This is a genomic window from uncultured Sphingopyxis sp., from assembly GCF_900078365.1.
Classification (GTDB): domain Bacteria; phylum Pseudomonadota; class Alphaproteobacteria; order Sphingomonadales; family Sphingomonadaceae; genus Sphingopyxis.
Map to the genome: position 1 here is coordinate 3,183,803 of NZ_LT598653.1, position 19,999 is coordinate 3,203,801.

Genomic DNA, 19,999 nt, shown 5'->3' on the forward strand with positions numbered 1-19,999 from the left:
GGCTAAACGGCCGACCAAGTAGGCGGCAAAAAAGTGATTCACAAGCTATCGGATTTGGAATCTTCCCGCTAGGGAGGGTCTTTCCGAAATTTGCAGCGCATGGGGACACGCATGATTCGCGATGACATCAAGGCTGCGCAGGTCGCCGCGATGAAGGCGGGCGACAAGGCGCGTTTGGGCACGATCCGGCTGATGCTGGCGAAGATCAAGGACAAGGACATCGAACTCAGGACCGGCACCGCGCCCGCCGATGACGATGTGCTCGTCACCGACGTGCTTCAGAAGATGGTCAAGCAGCGCCGCGAGTCGATCACGATGTACGAACAGGGCGGGCGGCAGGAACTCGCCGACATCGAAGCCGCCGAGGTCGCGGTGATCGAGGATTTCCTGCCCGCGCAGCTTTCGGACGACGAAGCGACCGCCGCGATCAATGCGATCGTGGCGGAGCTCGGCGCGACGAGCCTCAAGGACATGGGCAAGGTGATGGCCGCGGTGAAGGACCGGCTGGGCTCGCAGCTCGACATGAGCAAGGCGTCGGGCTGGGTGAAGGCGGCATTGGGCTGACATGCCCTCCCCTAACCCCTCCCATAAATGGGAGGGGACTGGTTGAGCCGGGCGCGCCGAGAATCTCCCCTCCCGCTTGCGGGAGGGGTCGGGGGAGGGCCTGTTTGGACAAAGGCTATAAACGACCGACGGCGCGCTCACGCGAACTGCGCCTGAACGCCACCGACGCCGAACGGAAGCTCTGGACTCAACTCAGTGCCCGCAAACTTGCAGGCATCCGCTTCAATCGCCAATTCCCCGTCAGCCCATTCATCTGCGATTTCGTTTCGCGATCGGCCAAATTGGTCATCGAAGTCGATGGCGGACAGCACGCCGTTGATGTAGCGAAAGACGAAGCGCGCACGGCCTATCTGGAAACACGAGGTTATCGGGTGATCCGGTTCTGGAACAATGATGTGTTGGAACGGATCGAGGGCGTCGTGAGCGAGATCGAACGGGTTCTTGCGGACATGCCCTCCCCTAACCCCTCCCGCAAGCGGGAGGGGGACTGATGACCCTCACCCCGCAATGGCTGGACGAGCTGCGCTCGCGCATCACGCTGTCGACGCTCATCGGCCGCACGGTGAAGATCACGCGCGCCGGGCGCGAGTATAAGGCCTGCTGCCCTTTTCATAACGAGAAGACGCCGAGCTTCACGATCAACGACGAAAAGGGCTTCTACCACTGTTTCGGCTGCAGCGCGCATGGCGATGCGATCCGCTGGATGACCGACCAGCGCGGCCTGTCGTTCATGGATGCGGTGAAGGAACTCGCCGCCGAAGCGGGCATGGAGGTCCCCGCCCCCGACCCGCGCGCCGCGAAAAAGGCCGAAGAGCAGGCGAGCCTGCGCGACGTGACGCAGGCGGCGGCCGACTGGTTCGTCCAGCAGCTCGGCAGCAGCAACGGGGCCCCCGCGCGCGAATATCTGGCGAAACGCGGCATTTCGGAGGCGACGCGCAAGGCCTTCGGCTTCGGCCTCGCGCCCGAAAGCCGCAGCGCGCTGAAAGAGGCGCTCAAGAAATTCCCGACCGCGATGCTCGTCGAATCGGGGATGCTGATCGCAGTCGACGACAAGGAACCCTACGACCGTTTCCGCGGCCGCCTGATGATCCCGATCCGCGACGCACGCGGGCGGGTCATCGCCTTTGGGGGACGCATCCTCGGCGACGGCGAGCCCAAATATCTGAACTCGCCCGACACGCCGCTCTTCGACAAGGGGCGCACGCTCTACAATCTCGACAAGGCGAGCCCGGCGTCGCGGCAGACGAACCGGATCATCGTCGTCGAGGGCTATATGGACGTGATCGCGCTCGCCGAGGCGGGGATCGCCGACGCCGTCGCGCCGCTCGGCACCGCGCTCACCGAGAATCAGCTCGCGATGATCTGGCGGATGGTGCCCGTGCCCGTGCTCTGCTTCGATGGCGACGCGGCGGGGCAGAAGGCAGCGATGCGCGCTGCGATGCGCGCGCTGCCGCTGCTTCGTCCCGGCTTCAGCCTGTCCTTCGCGACTCTCCCGGCCGGGCAGGATCCCGACGACCTCGTCCGCGCACGCGGCGCGGCGGGCTTCGTCGAAATCCTCGAAGACGCCCAGCCGCTCGTCGAGCGCCTCTGGGCGCACGAGGTCGCAGCAGGCCCGCTGACGACCCCCGAGGAACGCGCGGCGCTCAAGACGCGCCTGCTCGCCCACGCCGACGCGATCCAGGACGCCGACGTGCGCCACCATTATCGCGAGGCCTTTCGCGAGCGACTCGACGCGCTGTTCGCGAGAGCGCGCCCCGAGCGCGGACCGCGCCAGCCGTGGACGCCGAGCCCTCAACGCGGTGCCGGTCGCCGCTTCGGTCCCGACCCGCGGCTGCAACCTCCGGCCGACGAAACGCGTTCCATCGGGCAAGCCGGGATTTCGGCGCCCTATGTCGCGGCATTGATCGGCGGATTGCTGCGCTATCCCGAGGCGCTGCGGCGCAACGAGGAGGCGCTCACCCGCCTGCCGGTGAGCGATCCGGGCGACGCCGCACTGCTCCGGCTGATGCTTGACAGCGCAATGTGCCGCGAAGGGCTTGATTGCGAGGGGTTGCTTGCCATATTGGAGCCAATGAAAGTGTATAATAGGGCGACGACATTGCTCAGAGCCGACGGAATGCACTTCTCGTTCAATCGCAGGCTGGAAAGCAGTGACGAGGCCGCAGCGGCGCGCGAAACCGCGCTTCGCGACCTCGACGAATATATCGGCGTGCTGGTCACCCAGCCCGAAATCCGCGAGCGGCTGGCACAGGCCACCGCGGATTTCCAGCGCACGATGGATGAGGAAGGCCTGGCGCGGCAGCAGAAACTGCGCGCCATGGATGAGGATCTGACCCGCCGCCTGGCCGCGCTGTCCGAGAGCAGCAGCCAGTAACGACCAGCAAATGCCCTTTCAGGCAGGAAGAACAGATGGCAACCAAGAACACCGAAGCCGATACTGACGCCCCGCTGATCGACCTCAACGAGGCCGACGTCAAAAAGCTGATCGCGCGCGGCAAGAAGCGCGGTTACCTGACCTATGACGAATTGAACGAGGCGCTGCCGCAGGACCAGATGTCGTCGGAGCAGATCGAGGACATCATGTCGGCGATCTCCGACATGGGCATCAACATCGTCGAGAGCGACGAGGATGTGCAGGAAGAGGCCGAGCAGGAAAGCGACGACGATATCGACGTCAGCGCCGGCACGGGTTCGGTCTCCAACCCCGCGATCGAGAAGAAGAAGGAAACGGTCGATCGCACCGACGATCCCGTTCGCATGTATCTGCGCGAAATGGGCGCGGTCGAATTGCTCAGCCGCGAAGGCGAGATCGCGATCGCGAAGCGCATCGAGGCGGGCCGCGACACGATGATCCTCGGGCTGTGCGAAAGCCCGCTGACCTTCAACGCGATTATCGAATGGTCGAATGCGCTCAACAACGGCGACATGCAGCTGCGCGAGATCGTCGATCTCGAAGCGATGCTGTCGAAGGATCCCGCGCCCGAAAATCTCGACGAGGAAGGCGCCGAGGACGACGGTGAGATCAGCGAGAAGACCGCCGGCGTCTCGTTCAAGGACGAGGATGAGGTCGAGGAGGAACCCTCGGCCGACGGCGACGACGAGGACGGCGAAGGCTCGTCGGGCAAGCGCGAAAGCTTCGAGGAGGATGAGGAGGACAACACGCTCAGCCTCGCCGCGATGGAAGAGCTGCTGAAACCCGACGCGCTCGAGAAGTTCGCCGCGATCACCAAGAGCTTCAAGGCCTTCTCGAAGCTGCAGGACGCGCGCCTCGAAGCTTTGTCGGGCGGCGAGGAATTTCCGTCGGCGTCAGAGAAGAAATATCACAAGCTGCGCGAGGAGCTGACCGCGCAGGTCGAAAGCGTGCAGTTCCACGGCACCAAGATCGAATATCTCGTCGACCAGCTCTACAGCTACAACCGCCGCCTGACCGCATTGGGCGGCCAGATGCTGCGCCTCGCCGAGCGCCACAAGGTGCCGCGCAAGTCGTTCCTCGACAATTATGTCGGGCGCGAGCTCGAGGAAAACTGGCTCGACAGCGTCAGCGGCATCGACAAGAAATGGGCCGCCTTCGCCGAGAATGAAGCCGGCGCGGTCGATCGCATCCGCATCGAGATCAGCGAAATCGCGCAGGCGGCGGGCATGAGCCTGACCGAATTCCGCCGCGTCGTGAACATGGTCCAGAAGGGCGAGCGCGAGGCGCGCATCGCCAAGAAGGAAATGGTCGAGGCGAACCTGCGCCTCGTGATCTCGATCGCGAAGAAATATACCAACCGCGGGCTGCAGTTCCTCGACCTCATTCAGGAGGGCAATATCGGCCTGATGAAGGCGGTCGACAAATTCGAATATCGCCGCGGCTACAAGTTCTCGACCTATGCGACCTGGTGGATCCGGCAGGCGATCACCCGCTCGATCGCCGACCAGGCGCGCACGATCCGCATCCCGGTCCACATGATCGAGACGATCAACAAGCTGGTGCGCTGCAGCCGCCAGTTCCTCCACGAGAGCGGCCGCGAGCCGACGCCGGAGGAAATGGCCGAGCGGCTGTCGATGCCGCTCGAAAAGGTCCGCAAGGTGATGAAGATCGCCAAGGAGCCGATCAGCCTCGAAACGCCGATCGGCGACGAGGAAGACAGCCACCTCGGCGATTTCATCGAGGACAAGAACGCGGTGATCCCGGTCGACGCCGCGGTGCAGTCGAACCTCAAGGAAACGGTGACGCGCGTTTTGGCGTCGCTCACCCCGCGCGAGGAGCGCGTGCTGCGCATGCGCTTCGGTATCGGCATGAACACCGACCATACGCTCGAGGAAGTCGGCCAGCAGTTCAGCGTGACGCGCGAACGCATCCGTCAGATCGAAGCGAAGGCGCTCCGCAAGCTGAAGCACCCGTCGCGCAGCCGCAAGATGCGCAGCTTCCTCGACCAATAAGGCCGGGATCCACGGGAATCGGAGGGCGGTCCGGCGACGGGCCGCCTTTTTCCGTCCGCTTTGCGGTAGAGAGCGGCCGATTCCTGATCCTCCCTGTGGCGAAGCCATGGGGAGGGGGACCGTTCGCGAAGCGAATGGTGGAGGGGCCGCAACGTCGCGTCATTGCCCCTCCGTCAGCGGCTTCGCCGCTGCCACCTCCCCATGGCTTCGCCACAGGGAGGATCAATGGCAGCTCCCGGTCAGTCCCAGACATGCGTCATCCCGGACCTGATCCGGGATCCATTCTTTCCACCCTGCGTGAATGGACCCCGGATCAAGTCCGGGGTGACGATGAAAGATGGGTCCGCTTCCGCCCGAATCGGCCGCCGGCCGCCGGCCGCGGGCCGCGGGCCGCGGGCCGCGATGTTGCATTGCACAATTATTTTCGCCAATCCTCTTTAAATCTTCATATTTCCTCATCACATAGCCCGCGTCACAGCGATGCGGGGGCTTCATCACCGGTTCAGGCACCACCCATCAAATGGCAATCATTCCCACTCGTTGGGAATCGATGCACGAGGAATAGCGGGCAACCCGTCGGGGCGAGGCGGGAAAAAGCCCGGAAATTCGAGGGACTGCACAAATTGGCACGGCCTTTGCGATGCTTCGGGCATCGGCGCGGGGCAGTGCTCGCAGCCAAAGGGAAAGACAGAAAAATGGACAACGAAACCACCAATCTCTTCCGCCGCCGCGACACCTTCTTCGGTATCTGCGAGGCCGTGGGCCAGGATTTCGGCTTCAACCCGCTCTATCTGCGCCTGGCGTTCATCGCGCCGCTCTTTTTCTTCCCCGCCCAGACCTTCGCGGCCTATTTCGCGCTCGGTCTCGTCGTGCTCGCCTCGCGGCTGCTCTTCCCCGCGAAGACCGCCGGCGAGCCCGCGCTGACGACGATCGAAGCTGACGCGCCGAACGCCGAAAAGACCCCCGAAAAGACCGGCGAACTCGCACTCGCGGCTTGAGCGGTCCCGGCCGGGCATTCCCTCTCCCCGTCTGGCCCTTCCGCTCCGATGGCGCCCCCGGCGCCATGGCATGGGACCGGCAAGCTTCTCCCCGGGGCTTGCCGGTTCCTTCGTTTTTCGGATTTCTGTCCCCGGCTGAAACACTTGGGTCATAAATCCGTCGCCGCTTATAAACGCGTCGTTTACGACGTTGCCCTATGACCGATCGCTGACATTCCATCGGCTTGGGCCTGCGCGCCCTGCCACAGCGAGGATCGAGCGTTGAGCCAGTCGCCCCAGCCCAAAACGCCGACGCGCGGCGCCGCCGAACTGCTCGACGCGCTGGTCGCCAGCGACGGCACCGGCGCGCACGCGCACGTCCGTTCGGGCGCGCTGTCGAGCGGGCCCGAGGCGATGCGCAACCTCGCCGACGCGGTGCATTTCCTCTGCCTTCTCCACGGCCGCCATCCCGGCGTCATCGACAATGCCGCGCGCAAGGCGGTCGACCCCGCATCGCGCCGCTGGATGGACGAAGCCGCCGAGGCCTTCGCCCTGGAACGCGCTTTCCTGTCCAAGATCGCCGCGGCGGCCGGCCCCGTGCCCAGTACGCAGGGGCAGGCGCAGTGCGAGGCCGCGGTCGCCGCGCAGCGCAAGGCGCTCGACATGCTCGCCGAATCGGATCGCCATGGCTGCGCGCTCGGCGCCGCGATCGCGCTGACGCTCGACTGGCGGATGATTCGCGTGCTCCTCGACATCAGCGCGCTGCGGCTCGACCTGGTGCCGCCGACCTGCACCCTGCCCGACCTGCCGGGCACGGCGCGGCTCGCCACGATGGTCGCCGACACGCCCGCGATCGAACGCGCGATGCTGTTCGGCGCGCAGCAACTCGTCACGCAGCACAGCGGCCTTTGGGACCTGATGGCTGCGCGCGCCGCGAGCCGGGCGTATCCCTGACCCCCCTCCCGCGCGGGCGGGAAGGGAGAAAGCTCACGCCTTCAACCGCTCCGCATGCCACGCGACATGCTCGGCCATGAAGGTCGAGATGAAATAATAGCTGTGGTCATATCCCGGCTGCATCCGGATTTCGGCCTTCTGTCCGTTGCGCTCGCACGCTTCGACCAGCAATTCGGTCCTGAGCTGCTCGGTCAGGAAATTGTCGGCTTCGCCCTGATCGACGAGCAGGTCGGGCACGCGCAGTCCCTGATCGAGCAGCGCGCACGCATCATAGGCGTGCCAGTCCTCGCGATCGTCGCCAAGGTAGCCGCCGAGCGCCTTTTCGCCCCACGGGCATTGCGACGGCGCGGCGATCGGCGAAAAGGCCGACACCGAACGATAGCGGTCCTGATTGCGCAGCCCGATGGTCAGCGCGCCGTGCCCGCCCATCGAATGGCCGGTGATGCCCTGCCGCGTCAGGTCGGCGCTCGCGAAATGGCGCAGGATCAGCGACGGCAGCTCGTCCTCGATGTACGAGCGCATCCGGTAATGCTGCGCCCATGGCTCCTCGGTCGCATCGACATAAAAGCCGGCGCCGAGCCCGAAATCATAGGCCGCATCGGGATCGTCCGGAACATCCTCGCCGCGCGGCGACGTGTCGGGCGCGATGAAGATCACGCCATGCTCGGCGCAGGCCGCCCGATACTCGCCCTTTTCCATCACATTCGCATGGGTGCAGGTCAGCCCCGACAGATACCAGAGCACCGGCAGCTTCGCGCCCTCTTCATGGTCGGGGACAAAGACCGCGAAGGTCATGTCGGTGCCGGTTGTCGTGCTGGCGTGCTTATAGACGCCTTGCGTCCCGCCATGGCTGCGAACGGTGGAAAGGGTTTCGATGGTCATGCGGGGTCCTGAACGGGGATGGACGCGACGAGCGGCCGATGTCCCCAATGACGCAAGAGGTCGAGGATCGTTGCGCCCGAAAGGCCCAACGTGCCGGTATTGCGGAGCGGATGGACGTTCACCGTCTCCGCCGCGGCCAGCCCTTTGTCGAGCACGACGGTGATGCTTGCCGGCGCGGCATTGATCGCCGCGAGCGGGGTCACCGATCCCGGCGAAATGCCGAGCAGCCGCTCCATATCCTCCGCCTTGCCGAAGCTCACCCGCTTGCTGCCGATCGCGGCGGGCAGGGCTTTCAGGTCGACGCGCGCCGCCGACGGCACCGTTACGAGCCAGAAGGCGCCACCATTGTCCTTGAGGAACAGATTCTTGGTATGCGCGCCCGGGATCGCGGCGTTGACCGCGTCGCTTTCGGCGACGGTGAACACCGCTTCATGCTCATAGGCGGCGAAGGGGATGGCAAGCGCGCCAAGGTCCGCCAGCAATCCCGCTTCGCCGCGCATGGCTTCTGCCTGTTCCGGCTCAGACGACGCGGTGCAGCGCGCAGAGCTTGTTGCCCGACGGATCGCGCAGATAGGCGAGGTAGAGCTGGCCGAAACCGCCTTCGCGGATGCCCGGCGGATCTTCGATCGAGGTGCCGCCCGCGGCGACGCCGGCGTCGTGCCATGCCTTCGCCTGTTCGGGATTTTCCATCGCGAAGCCGATCGTGCAGCCGTTGCCGACGGTCGCGGGCTCGCCGTCGATCGGCGCGGTCACCATGAAGATGCCGCCGTTGTGCAGATACATCAGGCGCCCCTTCTCGTCCTGGATTCCCGGCTTGCCGCCGATCGCCTGGAAGGTGGCGTCATAGAATGCCTTTGACGCGGCGAGGTCGTTCGATCCGACCATATTGTGACTGTACATGGCTTTCCGCTCCTCCTGATTCTGGTTGCGAATCGATACCTACCCTGCTCCGCCGGGGAGGGCCAGCCGCCATTCTGCTCCGGATTCCCCGAAAATGACGAACCCGAAAGCGGCAAGCCGCGTGATCGGATCAGACCCTAGCACCGCCCTCCCTGTCCCGTCATCCCGGACTGGCCCTGGGCCAGTTTATCCTGAGCGCCTGCAAGGCAGTCGAAGGGCCGGGATGACGATTCCATCGATCGCGTCCTAGCGAAACACCACCGTCTTGCGGCCGTCGATCAGCACGCGCTGTTCGGCGACCCAGCGCACCGCGCGCGCGAGCACCTGCGCCTCGGTATCGCGGCCAATGCGGATCAGTTCCTCGACCCCGTCGCGGTGATCGACGCGCTCGACCGCCTGTTCGATGATCGGCCCCTCATCGAGGTCGCTCGTCACGAAATGCGCGGTCGCGCCGATCAGCTTCACGCCGCGCTCGTGCGCGCGGTGATAGGGTTTGGCGCCCTTGAAGCCCGGCAGAAAGCTGTGGTGGATGTTGATGCAGCGGCCCGCTAGCCGCGCCGACAGATCGCTCGACAAGACCTGCATATAGCGCGCGAGCACCAGATATTCAGCGCCGCCGCGCATCATCACGTCGAGGATCGCCGCTTCCTGTTCGGCGCGGTTCGCATCGCTCACCGGCAGGTAGTGAAAGGGCACCCCATGCCATTCGGAAAGCCGCCGCTGCGTCTCATGATTCGACACGACGCCCACCACGTCGATCGCGAGATTGCCCGTCGACCAGCGGTGGAGCAGGTCGTTGAGGCAATGGCTGCCTTGCGACACCGCGATCACGAAGCGCGGCTTGGCGGCGGTATCGCTGATCCTTGCATCCATCCGGAATCGCTCGACGATCGGTGCGAACGCCGCCTGCACCCCGGCCAGCCCCTCGGGAAAGCGCGGTCCTTCGCCGCGGAACTCGACCCGCATGAAGAAGCGCCCCGAATCGAGGTCGGCATATTGCTGGCTGTCGAGGATGAAGCCGTCGGCGTCCGCGAGCAGCCCCGTCACCGCCGCGACGATGCCGACCGCGTCAGCGCAGCTGAACGTCAGCACATAGGGTCCGGTCAAACGCTTCCTCCTCTTCCCGTCATTGCGAGCGAAGCGAAGCAATCCAGAGTGAAGCCGCTCTGGATTGCTTCGCTTCGCTCGCAATGACGCCGATAAGGGGAATAGCGAAATCGTCAATAAACGACGACGCTGCGGATGCTCTCCCCCGCGTGCATCAGGTCGAAGCCCTTGTTGATCTCCTCGAGGCCCATGACATGGGTGATCATCGGGTCGATCTCGATCTTGCCCTGCATATACATATCGACGATCTTCGGCACGTCGGTGCGCCCCTTCGCGCCGCCGAACGCGGTGCCGCGCCAGTTGCGCCCGGTAACGAGCTGGAACGGCCGCGTCGCAATCTCCTTGCCCGCCTCGGCGACCCCGATGATGATCGAGGTACCCCAGCCGCGGTGACAGGCTTCCAGTGCCGTCCGCATCACCTCGGTATTGCCCGTGGCGTCGAAGGTGTAGTCGGCGCCTCCGTCGGTCATCTGCACGATCGCCGCGACGACATCCTCGCGGCTCATGCCCTTCGAGTTCAGAAACTCGGTCATGCCGAACTTGCGGCCCCATTCTTCGCGATCGGGGTTGATGTCGACGCCGATGATCTGGTTCGCACCCGCAAGCCGCGCGCCCTGGATCACGTTGAGCCCGATGCCGCCGAGCCCGAAAACAACGACATTGTCGCCGACCTGCACCTTCGCGGTGTTGATGACCGCACCGACCCCGGTGGTGACGCCGCAGCCGATGTAGCAGCTCGACTGGAAGGGCGCGTCCTCGCGGATCTTCGCAACCGCGATCTCGGGCAGCACGGTGAAGTTCGAGAAGGTCGAGCAGCCCATATAATGGAAGATCGGCTGACCTTTGTAGCTGAAGCGCGTCGTGCCGTCGGGCATCAGCCCCTTGCCCTGCGTCGCGCGGATCGCGGTGCAGAGGTTGGTCTTGCCGCTGAGGCAGCTTTTGCACTGGCGGCATTCGGGGGTGTAGAGCGGGATCACATGGTCGCCGGGCTTCACGCTCGTCACCCCCGCGCCGACCTCGCGCACCACGCCCGCGCCCTCATGCCCCAGCACGCTCGGGAAAATGCCCTCGCTGTCGAAGCCATCGAGCGTGTAAGCGTCGGTGTGGCAGATGCCCGTCGCCATGATCTCGACCAGCACCTCGCCCGCCTTCGGACCTTCGAGGTCGAGTTCGACGATCTCGAGCGGCTTCTTCGCTTCGAACGCAACGGCGGCGCGGGTCTTCATGGGGCGGTCTCCTTCTTGGCGCTCCCAATCAGACAAACGCGGCGGCAATGCAAGATGCGCATTCCTCCCTGTGGCCGAAGGCCATGGGGAGGGGACCGCTCGCGAAGCGAGTGGTGGAGGGGCCGCGCCATGGCCCCTCCGTCAGGGCTCCGCGCTGCCACCTCCCCATCGCTGCGCGACAGGGAGGATTGGCACTGTGTCGACCATAATCGTCCCTCAACACTCCACCACGCTGACCGCCAGCCCGCCCTTCGACGTTTCCTTATATTTGTCGCGCATGTCGCGGCCGGTTTGCAGCATCGTCGCGATCACTGTGTCGAGGCTGACGACATGCGTGCCGTCGCCGATCATCGCGATGCGGCTCGCGTCGATCGCCTTGATCGCGCCCATCGCGTTGCGCTCGATGCACGGGATCTGCACCAACCCTCCAATGGGGTCGCAGGTGAGGCCGAGGTTGTGCTCCATGCCGATCTCGGCGGCGTTTTCGACCTGCGCGTTGGTGCCGCCGAGCGCCGCGGTCAGCCCCGCCGCCGCCATCGAGCAGGCGACGCCGACCTCGCCCTGGCAGCCCACCTCGGCGCCCGAGATGCTGGCGTTGCGCTTGTAGAGCGCGCCGACCGCGCCCGCGGCGAGCAGGAAGGTGCGCACGCCCGCCGCGTCGCCGCGATAGCTGCGCCGGTAATAGCGGATCACCGCTGGGATGATCCCCGCCGCGCCATTGGTCGGCGCGGTGACGACCTTGCCGCCCGCGGCGTTCTCCTCGTTCACCGCCATCGCCCACAGGTTGATCCAGTCCATCATCGCCATCGGATCGGACAGGTTCGCCTCATGCCGTTCGCGTATGTCGGCGGCGATCTGCGGCGCGCGGCGCTTGACCTTGAGCCCGCCGGGCAGCACGCCGGTGCTCGAGCAGCCGGCGTCGATCGACGCGTCCATCGCCGCCGCGATTTCGTCGAGCCCCGCCTCCACCTCCGCGAGGCTGCGGTGCGCAAGCTCATTCTCGAGCATCATTTCGGCAAAGCTCTTGCCCGACGCGGCGCCCATTTCCATGAGGTCGGCGCCCGAGGTGAAGGCGAAGGGCAGTTCGACCTCGTCCTCCGCCCCGCGGCTGTTGCGCCCCGCCTCATCCTCATCGACGACGAAGCCGCCGCCGATCGAGAAATACATGCGCTTCGCGAGGATCTCGCCCTCGCCGTCGCGGGCGGTGAAGCTGACCGCATTGCTGTGGAAGGGCTGGCGCTGCTTCATCTGGAAATGGAGGTCGCGCGCGGGCTGGAAGCGGACGCGCTGGCGGCCGAGCAGATAGAGGAAGCCCTCGCTCTCCGCCCGGTCCCAATGCGCCTTGATCGCGGCGAGGCTGGTCGAGGCGGGGATTTCGCCCGCGAGCCCCGCGACGACCGCGGTGTCGGCGGCGTGGCCCTTCCCCGTCAGCGCGAGCGAGCCGTAAAGATCGGCTTCGACATGCGCGGTCTTCGCGAGCAACGCCTGCTCGTCGAGCCAGACGGTGAAGCGCCGCGCCGCGACCATCGGCCCGACGGTATGCGAGCTCGAAGGACCGACACCGATTTTGAAGAGTTCGAACAGGCTGATCGTCATGGCCGCGCCTATAGGCGAAGGCGGACGATCCCGATAGGCCCGCGCGGGCCAAATTTCGTTACGGCCTGCATGAAACCTCTCTCACCGCGGAACCCTACGCGACCAACGTCAAAAGAGAGGGTGTGCTCCCGCGAAGGCGGGAGCCCATCTCCGGTCGGCGCCATTTTGAACCCTCGGGAGATGGGTCAGTATCGGGTTGACCATGCCCCGCATGGTCAAGGATCGTCCGGGGGACGATCCGACCCGATGCTCCTTCGCGGGGACACACGGCATTATCCTGAAAGTAACGATATTACGCCGGATAGGTCCACGTCCCGTCACGCGCGAGATTTTCGGCGGCGAAATCCCAGTTCAAGAGCTCGTCGACCACCGCATTCACATAGTCGGGGCGGACATTCTTGCGGTCGATATAATAGGCATGTTCCCACACGTCGATCACCAGCAGCGGCTTGATACCCGCGGTCAGCTCGGTACCGGCATCATGCGTGTCGGTGACCGACAGCGCGCCGTCGCGTGAGACGAGCCAGGCCCAGCCCGACGCGAAATGGTTGACCGCGGTCTCCTTGAGCTTCTTCTTCAGCTCGTCGAGCGAACCGAAGTCGCGGTCGATCGCGGCGGCGAGATCGCCGGCGGGCGCGGTCTTCGTGGGCGACAGGCTGTTCCAGTAAAAGGCGTGGTTCCACGACTGGGCGCTATTGTTGAACAGGCCCTTGTTGCCCGATCCCTCGGCGTGGTGGATGATTTCCTCGAGGGTTTTGTCGGCAAGCTCGGTGCCCTCGATCGCGGCGTTGACCTTGTCGACATAGGTCTTGTGGTGCTTGCCATGGTGGGTCGCGAGCGTGTCGGCCGAGATATGCGGCGCCAGCGCGTCCTGGGCATAGGGCAGCGGCGGGAAAGCGATCGTCATGGCAGTCTCCTTTATGTGTTCGGGGGTCTAACTCGGTATTTTCGCGCGAGTTGCAACCCCGTGGCGGCAATTTTCCTTATAATTAGGCCCCTCCTCGTCAGAGGAGGGGTTTGGGGTGGTGGGTGCCGGTGAAGGAGCACCACCCCGCTGCGACTAGCGAGCAAGCTCGCAAGTCTCGCTGCCCCTCCTCTGAAGAGGAGGGGTCCCTAGGTCACCATCGCCCGCAGCGTCGCGATGCGGTCGGCCTCCTCGGCGGGCTTGTCGCGGCGGATGCGCGATATGCGCGGGAAGCGCATCGCGAGCCCCGATTTGTGGCGCTTGCTGCCATGGATCGAATCGAAGGCGACTTCGAGCACGAGCGACTTTTCGACCTCGCGCACCGGGCCGAAGCGGTTCAGCGTGTGGTCGCGCACGAATTTGTCGAGCCATTTCAACTCCTCGTCGGTGAAGCCCGAATAGGCCTTCCCTACCGGCAGCAACTCGCCCGCGTCGGACCAGCATCCGAAGGTATAGTCCGAATAGAAGCTCGCGCGGCGCCCATTGCCGCGCTGCGCATACATCATCACGCAGTCGGCGGTGAGCGGGTCGCGCTTCCACTTGTACCACAGCCCCGCGCGGCGGCCGGCGACATAGGGCGCATCGCGGCGCTTGAGCATCACCCCCTCGATCGCGGCGTCGCGCGCGCCCGCGCGGCGTTCGGCAAGGTCGTCGAAGTCCTTCGCATCGATCACCTGCGACAGGTCGAAATGGCTGGCGGCGAGGCGCGGGACGAAAGCCTCCAGCTGCCGCCGCCGTTCGGTCCACGGCAGGCCGCGCAGGTCATTGCCGTCGAGCGCGAGCAGGTCATAGACGCGCACGAAGGCCGGATAATCGGCGAGCATCTTTTTGGACACCGTCTTGCGCCCGAGCCGTTGCTGGAGCGCGTTGAAACTCGCCGCTTCACCCCCTTGGACTGCCCCGCGCACGAGCAACTCGCCATCGATCACCGCGTCCTGATCGAAGGCCGCGACCAGCTCGGGAAACGCCCCGCCGATCTCCTCGCCGCCGCGGCTGTAGATGCGCGTCTCGCTGCCGCCCCCCTTCCCTGCGCGCACGATCTGGACGCGGATGCCGTCCCATTTCCACTCGGCGGCATAATCGGCGAGATCGACGCTCTCTCCCTCAAGCGGATGCGCGAGCATGAAGGGACGGAAGAAAGCCACATCGGCGAGGTCGGGGCGCTCCGCCCTTCCCTCGCCCCACGCGAACAGCGGCGCATAGGGCGGCGGGATCGCGTGCCACAGCTCCTCGACATCGTCGACCGGCACGGCGAACGCCTGCGCGAACGCCTGCTTCGCGAGCCGCGCCGACACCCCGACGCGCATCCCGCCGAGCGCGAGCTTGAGCAGCGCATAGCGCCCGTCGGCGTCGAGCCGGTCGAGCAGCGAAGCAACGACGGCCGGGGCATCGCTGCGCGTGGCGGCGGAGAGGGCTGCGACGGCTTCGGAGACGCTCAATCCGCCCTCCCCTTCAGGGGAGGGCAGCGAGACTTGGGAGCTTTGCTCCCTAGTCGCAGCGGGTGGGGGCCATCGGCCTTGCGCAAGGCTGATGGCCCCCACCCCAACCCAGTGTCGGGTAAACCGTCCCCCGGACGGTTTAGGCCATGCCGGGGGCATGGCCGACCCGACACTCCTGAAGGGGAGGGGCTTATCAGGCTCCGGCCACAACAGCGCCGCCGTCTCCGCCGTATCGCCGACGAAGTGGCGCGACAGGCGGAACAATTCCTCATCCACGCGCGTCGCCAGCAGCGCCCGCACCGTCCCCGCCTTCACCGCCGGAAAGTCGAGGCTCTCGGTCAGCGCCGCGATCGCCCAGCCGCGGTCGGGATCAGGCGTATGGCGCAGATAATCGGCGATCAGCGCAAGCTTCGTATTGCGCGAGCGCGTGTAGATCAGCCGGTCGATCAGGGCCGCGAAGCGTTTCACGCCGCCGCCTCCCCGCCCTCATCCTCGACATCGCGTCCGACGAGATGCAGCGCGCGCGCCTTGCGCTGCGTCAGCTCGCACCAGCGCAAGAGGCCGTCCTCGCTGCCGTGGGTGATCCATGTCTCCCGCGGGTTCACCTCCGCGATCGTCGCGGTGAGTTCGTCCCAGTCGGCATGGTCCGAAATGACAAGCGGCAGTTCGACCATCCGCTGGCGCGCGCGCTGGCGCACACGCATCCAGCCCGACGCCATCGCGGTCACCGGATCGGGCAGCCGCCGCGACCAGCGGTCATTCAGCGCCGACGGCGGCGCGAGGACGATCTGCCCCGCCATCTCGGCCTTGCCGGTCTCCGAAACGAGCCGCAGTTCGCCGAGCTCGACGCCGTGGATCGCATAAAGCTGGCACATCTTCTCGAGCGCGCCGTGGATATAGATCGGCGCATCCCATCCGGCGCCGCGCAATTCGGTGATCACGCGCTGCGCCTTCCCCAACGCATAGGCGCCGACGAGCACCGACCGCTCGGGCTCAGCGCGCACCGCGGCGAGCAGCTTGGCGATCTCGTCCCCCGTGGGCGGATGGCGGAACACCGGCAGGCCGAAGGTCGCCTCGGTGACGAAAATGTCGCACGGCACGACCTCGAAGGGCGCGCAGGTCGGGTCGGCGCGGCGCTTGTAATCGCCGGTGACGACGATCCGCTCGCCCCGATATTCCATCAGGATCTGCGCGCTGCCGAGCACATGCCCCGCGGGATGGAAGGAAAAGCGCACGCCGCCGCGCTCGAAGCCGTCGCCGTAACCGAAGGCCTGGTTATGGCTCGCCTCGGCATCGACGCCATAGCGCAGCGCCATGATCGCGAGCGTCCCGGGCGTCGCGAACACCGCGCCATGGCCGCTGCGCGCATGGTCGGCGTGGCCGTGCGTCACCGCGGCGCGCGCAACCGGGCGCGACGGGTCGATCCACAGGTCGGCGGGCTTCACATAGATGCCGCTGGGGTGCGACTCGATCCAGGTTTTGGACTTCGCCATCAGGCGGCGAGTTTCCGCGCGCGGATCAGGTCGGCGACGAAGGCCGCGCGCTCGGCGGCGGCGCGCGTCCGGTCGGGCATGCGCAGCAGGAAGGAGGGATGGACCGTCGCGATCAGCCTGCCGCCCCCTTCCAACCTATGCACCGCGCCGCGCATCGACTTGATGCTCACGCTCCGCCCGGTCACGCCGCGCAGCGCGCTCGCGCCGAGCGTGACGATCAGCTCGGGTTCGACGAGCGCCCGCTCCTTGTCGAGCCACCAGCGGCAGATGTCGATCTCCGCGATCGTCGGATTCTGATGCAGCCGCCGTTTGCCGCGCGGCTCGAACTTGAAATGCTTGACCGCATTGGTGAGGAACAGCCGCCGCCGGTCGAGCCCCGCTTCGTCCAGCGCCGCGTCGAGCAACTGCCCCGCCGGGCCGACGAAGGGGCGTCCCTGCCGATCCTCCTGATCGCCCGGCTGCTCGCCGACGAGCATGATGCGCGCCGCCTTCGGCCCCTCGCCCGCGACCCCCTGCGTCGCGTTGCGATAGAGCGGGCAGCGCGTGCAGCGATCGATCGCGCGCGCCAGCGCGTCCAGCGTCGTTACATCATCATCGGGGGCCGGTTCGTCGGGCACGCGCGTCCGCCATGTATCGGTCAACGGGTTCGCAAGGGAAACGGCCGCTGCGCGCATGCGTTCCACCCGCGCCCGCGAGCGGAGGAGGAAATACCGGGCCGGTCGTTCGGGAATCGCGTGGACGGACATGCCCCATGGCTAGCACGAGAACATGAAGAGAACAAATGGTCGGGAGTGCGCCTACGCCTCGCGCCACCGCGCGGGCAGCGTGATGTCGACGACCAGCCCGCTGGGTTCCCAACGCCGTTCGATCGTGCCGCCGAGGTTGTTCTTGACGCTACGCTCCATCAGCAGCGTGCCGAAGCTGGTGCGGTCGGGCGCGACCACCTGCTTGTCACCGCCGCTTTCGGCCCAGGTCAGGCGGAACCGGCGATCGTCGCTGCCTTCGGCGTCCTGCGTCCAGTTCACCTCGACCCGGCCGTTCGCGCCGGTCAGCGCGCCATGCTTCGCGGCGTTGGTCGCGAGCTCGTTGAAGAACAGCGCCATCGCGACCAGCGCGTTTTCGGGGAGCAGCAGGTCGGGGCCCGACCAGTGGATGCGCGGAAAGGCCGCCTCGACCTCGCGCATCAGCGCGTGCATCGACCCCGTCATGAAATTGGCGCCGAGCAGCACATTCTGCGCGCGGTTGAGCGCGTCGAGCCGGCTGCTGATCCGCTCGACATAATCGTCGACGCCCTGCGCCGCGTGGCGGGTGAGCGAGATGATCGCGCTGACCGTCGCGAACAGATTGCGCATCCGGTGGTGCAGTTCGCGCATCAGCAGATTGGCGTTTTCCTGCCGGCTCTTCTGCTCGGTGATGTCGATGCTGACGCCGGTCAGGATCGCATCGTCGGTCTTGACGTCCCAGTCGCCATGCACGGCGATCCAGCGGACGCCGCGTTCGGGATGCTGGATGCGATATTCGGTCGCATAATGCGCGCCGCTCGCCACCGAATCGCCGAGCACGCCGCGCACGGCTTCGCGGTCGTCGGGATGGATGCGGTCGAAGAAGCCGTCGACATGCGCGAGCGCGGTCGCATGGTCGGCACCCCACAGCTCGGCCACCGCGCCGCGCCAGTGGATCGCGCCGGTGCGCGCATCGTAGCGCCAGGTCGCGATCCCCGAAAAATCGAGCGCGCGCTCGAGCGTCCGCCGCGCCTCGTCGCGTTCGCCGACAATGCGGCGCAGATCGGCCTCGGCCATGATGATGCCGCCGAAATCCTCCAGCCGTTCGATTTCGGTGGCGGTCAACGGCGCGCGCTCTTCGCCGCCGATCAGGCACAGCGTCCCCAGGATCGCGCCATTATAGGCGCGGAGCGGCACCCCGGCATGAAAACGCGCCCGAAGATCGCCAACGACGAGCGGATCGTCGCGAAAGCGGGCATCATTCGCCGCATCGGTCACCATGACGGACCGCCCCCCGGCAACGACATGGCGGCAGAAACCGATGTCGCGCGGCGTGTCCGCCGCGCCGAGGCCATGGGCCGACTTGACCCATTGGCGGTGCTCGCCGACGAACGACACCAGCGCGATCGGTACGCCATAAAGGTCGGCGACCATCTTGGTCACGCGGTCGAACGCCGCCTCGGGCGGGGTGTCCATGATGCGATACTCGCGAAGCGTATCGAGACGCAGCCGTTCGGCCCGTTTCGCCTCTTCGTCCCCCCCGTCCGACACTTGCCGTCCCCCGCCGTCGTGCGATGCCGCCGCACCGCTATATTCCCCGGGCCGCCGCTCTGCCATCATATGGTCCCTACAAAAGCATCCTTGCCGCGCAACAAGAAAGTGGCGGCATTCCGCCCGCTTACGCCGCGGCCCCATGGCGTCCCGGCTGAATCTACGCTTCAAGGCAAGACAAGTTGCAGCGCGGCGCATCGCTTTTTCGGCGTCCGCCAAGGGAACCGACCCGCGCGGGCACGCGTATGACTCCTCTCAAGAGGGAGGTGTTTCGATGACATTGGGCGAGGAAATTCGGAGCCATCTTCCCTATCTGCGCCGCTATGCGCGCGCGCTGACGGGCAGTCAGCAACATGGCGATAATTTCGTCCACACCACCCTCGAGGTCATCGTCGCGGCGCCCGGCGAGTTCCACAGCGGCGACGGCACGCGGATCGACCTCTACCGCAATTTTCACCGTATCTGGGAAAGCGCCTATATCGACGAGGGCGAAGGCGCCGGCGAGGACGAACACCCGCTGGTCTGCGCCGCGCATCGCCGGCTGGCGCAGCTGACCCCGCTCGGCCGGCAGATCCTGCTGCTCACCGCGCTCGAAGGCTTTTCGGTCGAAGAGGCCGGGCTGATCACCGGAACCGACCGCCCGACGGTCGAGGCGCTGCTCGCCGACGCGGTCGGCGAACTCGACCGCGAATCACGCACCTCGGTGCTGATCATCGAGGACGAGCCGCTGATCGCGATGGAGCTGGAACAGATCGTCCGCGACCTCGGCCACCGCGTCGCGGGGATCGCGACGACTCACGAGGCCGCGATCGCGGCGTTCGAGGAAACCGACGCCGGTCTCGTCCTTGCCGACATCCAGCTTGCCGACGGATCGTCGGGCATCGATGCGGTGCAGGACATCCTCGCGATCGCGCCGGTGCCCGCGATCTTCATCACCGCCTTTCCCGAACGGCTGCTCACCGGCGGGCGGGTCGAGCCGACCTTCTTGATCTCCAAGCCGTTCCGCGAGAATACGGTGCGCGCCGCGATCAGCCAGAGCCTGCTCTTCACGCCGCAGCTTGCGGCGTAATCTCCCCTCTCGCTTGCGGGAGGGGCAGCGAGACTTACGAGCTTGCTCGTTAGTCGCAGCGGGGTGGGCATCTGAAACGGTGTTGCCCACCCCCGACCCCTCCCGCAAGCGGGAGGGGTGAAACCTTTAA

At 66.1% G+C, this 19,999-nt stretch carries 18 protein-coding genes; 7 read left to right on the top strand and 11 right to left on the bottom strand.

Features of this window, described 5'->3' with window-relative positions:
* Positions 1 to 111: 111 nt before the first annotated feature.
* From QZL87_RS14780 to QZL87_RS14805, 6 genes are all read left to right on the top strand, one after another.
* Entirely contained in the window at positions 112 to 564 is a 453-nt protein-coding gene (locus QZL87_RS14780) for a GatB/YqeY domain-containing protein (RefSeq protein WP_295320781.1), read from the top strand.
* Positions 565 to 668: 104 nt separating this feature from the next.
* The gene (locus tag QZL87_RS14785; protein WP_295320784.1) at positions 669 to 1,055 is read left to right on the top strand and encodes a DUF559 domain-containing protein; all 387 of its coding nucleotides are present in this window, start codon (positions 669 to 671) and stop codon (positions 1,053 to 1,055) included.
* A complete protein-coding gene (gene dnaG / locus QZL87_RS14790; protein WP_295320787.1) occupies positions 1,055 to 2,938 on the top strand; it encodes a DNA primase in 1,884 nt (627 codons plus the stop codon). The genes QZL87_RS14785 and dnaG overlap by 1 nt, the downstream gene beginning before the upstream one ends.
* 35 nt (positions 2,939 to 2,973) lie before the next feature.
* Complete coding sequence (gene rpoD, locus QZL87_RS14795) at positions 2,974 to 4,989, top strand: RNA polymerase sigma factor RpoD (protein WP_295320790.1); 2,016 nt, start codon at positions 2,974 to 2,976, stop codon at positions 4,987 to 4,989.
* 695 nt (positions 4,990 to 5,684) lie between these two features.
* Positions 5,685 to 5,987 carry a PspC domain-containing protein gene (locus QZL87_RS14800; protein ID WP_295320792.1) on the top strand — a complete coding sequence of 101 codons (303 nt, stop codon included), beginning with the start codon at positions 5,685 to 5,687 and terminating at the stop codon, positions 5,985 to 5,987.
* A 261-nt stretch (positions 5,988 to 6,248) separates the two neighbouring features.
* Complete coding sequence (locus tag QZL87_RS14805) at positions 6,249 to 6,920, top strand: hypothetical protein (RefSeq protein ID WP_295320795.1); 672 nt, start codon at positions 6,249 to 6,251, stop codon at positions 6,918 to 6,920.
* A gap of 33 nt (positions 6,921 to 6,953) precedes the next feature.
* Here QZL87_RS14805 and fghA read toward each other — a convergent pair whose 3' ends face one another.
* The 11 genes from fghA to QZL87_RS14860 all read right to left on the bottom strand — a co-directional run bounded on the left by fghA (position 6,954) and on the right by QZL87_RS14860 (position 18,800).
* The gene (gene fghA, locus QZL87_RS14810; protein ID WP_295320798.1) at positions 6,954 to 7,802 is read right to left on the bottom strand and encodes an S-formylglutathione hydrolase; all 849 of its coding nucleotides are present in this window, start codon (positions 7,800 to 7,802) and stop codon (positions 6,954 to 6,956) included.
* The gene (locus QZL87_RS14815) at positions 7,799 to 8,302 is read right to left on the bottom strand and encodes a prolyl-tRNA synthetase associated domain-containing protein (protein WP_295320800.1); all 504 of its coding nucleotides are present in this window, start codon (positions 8,300 to 8,302) and stop codon (positions 7,799 to 7,801) included. The genes fghA and QZL87_RS14815 overlap by 4 nt, the downstream gene beginning before the upstream one ends.
* A gap of 19 nt (positions 8,303 to 8,321) precedes the next feature.
* Positions 8,322 to 8,702, bottom strand: a complete 381-nt coding sequence (locus tag QZL87_RS14820) for a VOC family protein (protein ID WP_295320802.1) — start codon at positions 8,700 to 8,702, stop codon at positions 8,322 to 8,324.
* A gap of 246 nt (positions 8,703 to 8,948) precedes the next feature.
* On the bottom strand, positions 8,949 to 9,809 hold the full coding sequence (purU, locus tag QZL87_RS14825; RefSeq protein ID WP_295320804.1) for a formyltetrahydrofolate deformylase: 861 nt from the start codon (positions 9,807 to 9,809) through the stop codon (positions 8,949 to 8,951).
* Between the two features lie 113 nt (positions 9,810 to 9,922).
* Positions 9,923 to 11,035 carry an S-(hydroxymethyl)glutathione dehydrogenase/class III alcohol dehydrogenase gene (locus tag QZL87_RS14830; RefSeq protein ID WP_295320807.1) on the bottom strand — a complete coding sequence of 371 codons (1,113 nt, stop codon included), beginning with the start codon at positions 11,033 to 11,035 and terminating at the stop codon, positions 9,923 to 9,925.
* Between the two features lie 216 nt (positions 11,036 to 11,251).
* Positions 11,252 to 12,631: an L-serine ammonia-lyase gene (locus QZL87_RS14835; RefSeq protein ID WP_295320809.1), complete on the bottom strand. Its 1,380-nt coding sequence runs from the start codon at positions 12,629 to 12,631 to the stop codon at positions 11,252 to 11,254.
* A 292-nt stretch (positions 12,632 to 12,923) separates the two neighbouring features.
* Entirely contained in the window at positions 12,924 to 13,538 is a 615-nt protein-coding gene (locus QZL87_RS14840; protein ID WP_295320812.1) for a superoxide dismutase, read from the bottom strand.
* Positions 13,539 to 13,744: 206 nt separating this feature from the next.
* A complete protein-coding gene (locus QZL87_RS14845; RefSeq protein ID WP_295320814.1) occupies positions 13,745 to 15,502 on the bottom strand; it encodes a cisplatin damage response ATP-dependent DNA ligase in 1,758 nt (585 codons plus the stop codon).
* Positions 15,499 to 16,527, bottom strand: a complete 1,029-nt coding sequence (locus QZL87_RS14850; RefSeq protein WP_295320816.1) for a ligase-associated DNA damage response exonuclease — start codon at positions 16,525 to 16,527, stop codon at positions 15,499 to 15,501. The genes QZL87_RS14845 and QZL87_RS14850 overlap by 4 nt, the downstream gene beginning before the upstream one ends.
* A complete protein-coding gene (locus tag QZL87_RS14855) occupies positions 16,527 to 17,273 on the bottom strand; it encodes a UdgX family uracil-DNA binding protein (RefSeq protein WP_362987607.1) in 747 nt (248 codons plus the stop codon). Before QZL87_RS14855 ends, QZL87_RS14850 begins: the two co-directional genes overlap by 1 nt.
* A gap of 51 nt (positions 17,274 to 17,324) precedes the next feature.
* The gene (locus QZL87_RS14860) at positions 17,325 to 18,800 is read right to left on the bottom strand and encodes an HWE histidine kinase domain-containing protein (protein ID WP_295320819.1); all 1,476 of its coding nucleotides are present in this window, start codon (positions 18,798 to 18,800) and stop codon (positions 17,325 to 17,327) included.
* A 274-nt stretch (positions 18,801 to 19,074) separates the two neighbouring features.
* On the opposite strand from QZL87_RS14860, the gene QZL87_RS14865 reads away from it, so the two are divergent.
* Entirely contained in the window at positions 19,075 to 19,869 is a 795-nt protein-coding gene (locus QZL87_RS14865) for a response regulator (RefSeq protein WP_295320820.1), read from the top strand.
* The last annotated feature ends 130 nt before the right edge of the window (positions 19,870 to 19,999 follow it).

Bases quoted from the DNA above. Each gene is read 5' to 3' on its own strand.
- QZL87_RS14780 (WP_295320781.1), top strand. From the start codon at position 112: ATGATTCGCGATGACATCAAGGCTGCGCAGGTCGCCGCGATGAAGGCG.
- dnaG (WP_295320787.1), top strand. From the start codon at position 1,055: ATGACCCTCACCCCGCAATGGCTGGACGAGCTGCGCTCGCGCATCACG.
- rpoD (WP_295320790.1), top strand. From the start codon at position 2,974: ATGGCAACCAAGAACACCGAAGCCGATACTGACGCCCCGCTGATCGAC.
- QZL87_RS14800 (WP_295320792.1), top strand. From the start codon at position 5,685: ATGGACAACGAAACCACCAATCTCTTCCGCCGCCGCGACACCTTCTTC.
- fghA (WP_295320798.1), bottom strand. From the start codon at position 7,802: ATGACCATCGAAACCCTTTCCACCGTTCGCAGCCATGGCGGGACGCAA.
- QZL87_RS14815 (WP_295320800.1), bottom strand. From the start codon at position 8,302: ATGCGCGGCGAAGCGGGATTGCTGGCGGACCTTGGCGCGCTTGCCATC.
- QZL87_RS14820 (WP_295320802.1), bottom strand. From the start codon at position 8,702: ATGTACAGTCACAATATGGTCGGATCGAACGACCTCGCCGCGTCAAAG.
- QZL87_RS14830 (WP_295320807.1), bottom strand. From the start codon at position 11,035: ATGAAGACCCGCGCCGCCGTTGCGTTCGAAGCGAAGAAGCCGCTCGAG.
- QZL87_RS14835 (WP_295320809.1), bottom strand. From the start codon at position 12,631: ATGACGATCAGCCTGTTCGAACTCTTCAAAATCGGTGTCGGTCCTTCG.
- QZL87_RS14840 (WP_295320812.1), bottom strand. From the start codon at position 13,538: ATGACGATCGCTTTCCCGCCGCTGCCCTATGCCCAGGACGCGCTGGCG.
- QZL87_RS14850 (WP_295320816.1), bottom strand. From the start codon at position 16,527: ATGGCGAAGTCCAAAACCTGGATCGAGTCGCACCCCAGCGGCATCTAT.
- QZL87_RS14855 (WP_362987607.1), bottom strand. From the start codon at position 17,273: ATGTCCGTCCACGCGATTCCCGAACGACCGGCCCGGTATTTCCTCCTC.
- QZL87_RS14865 (WP_295320820.1), top strand. From the start codon at position 19,075: ATGACATTGGGCGAGGAAATTCGGAGCCATCTTCCCTATCTGCGCCGC.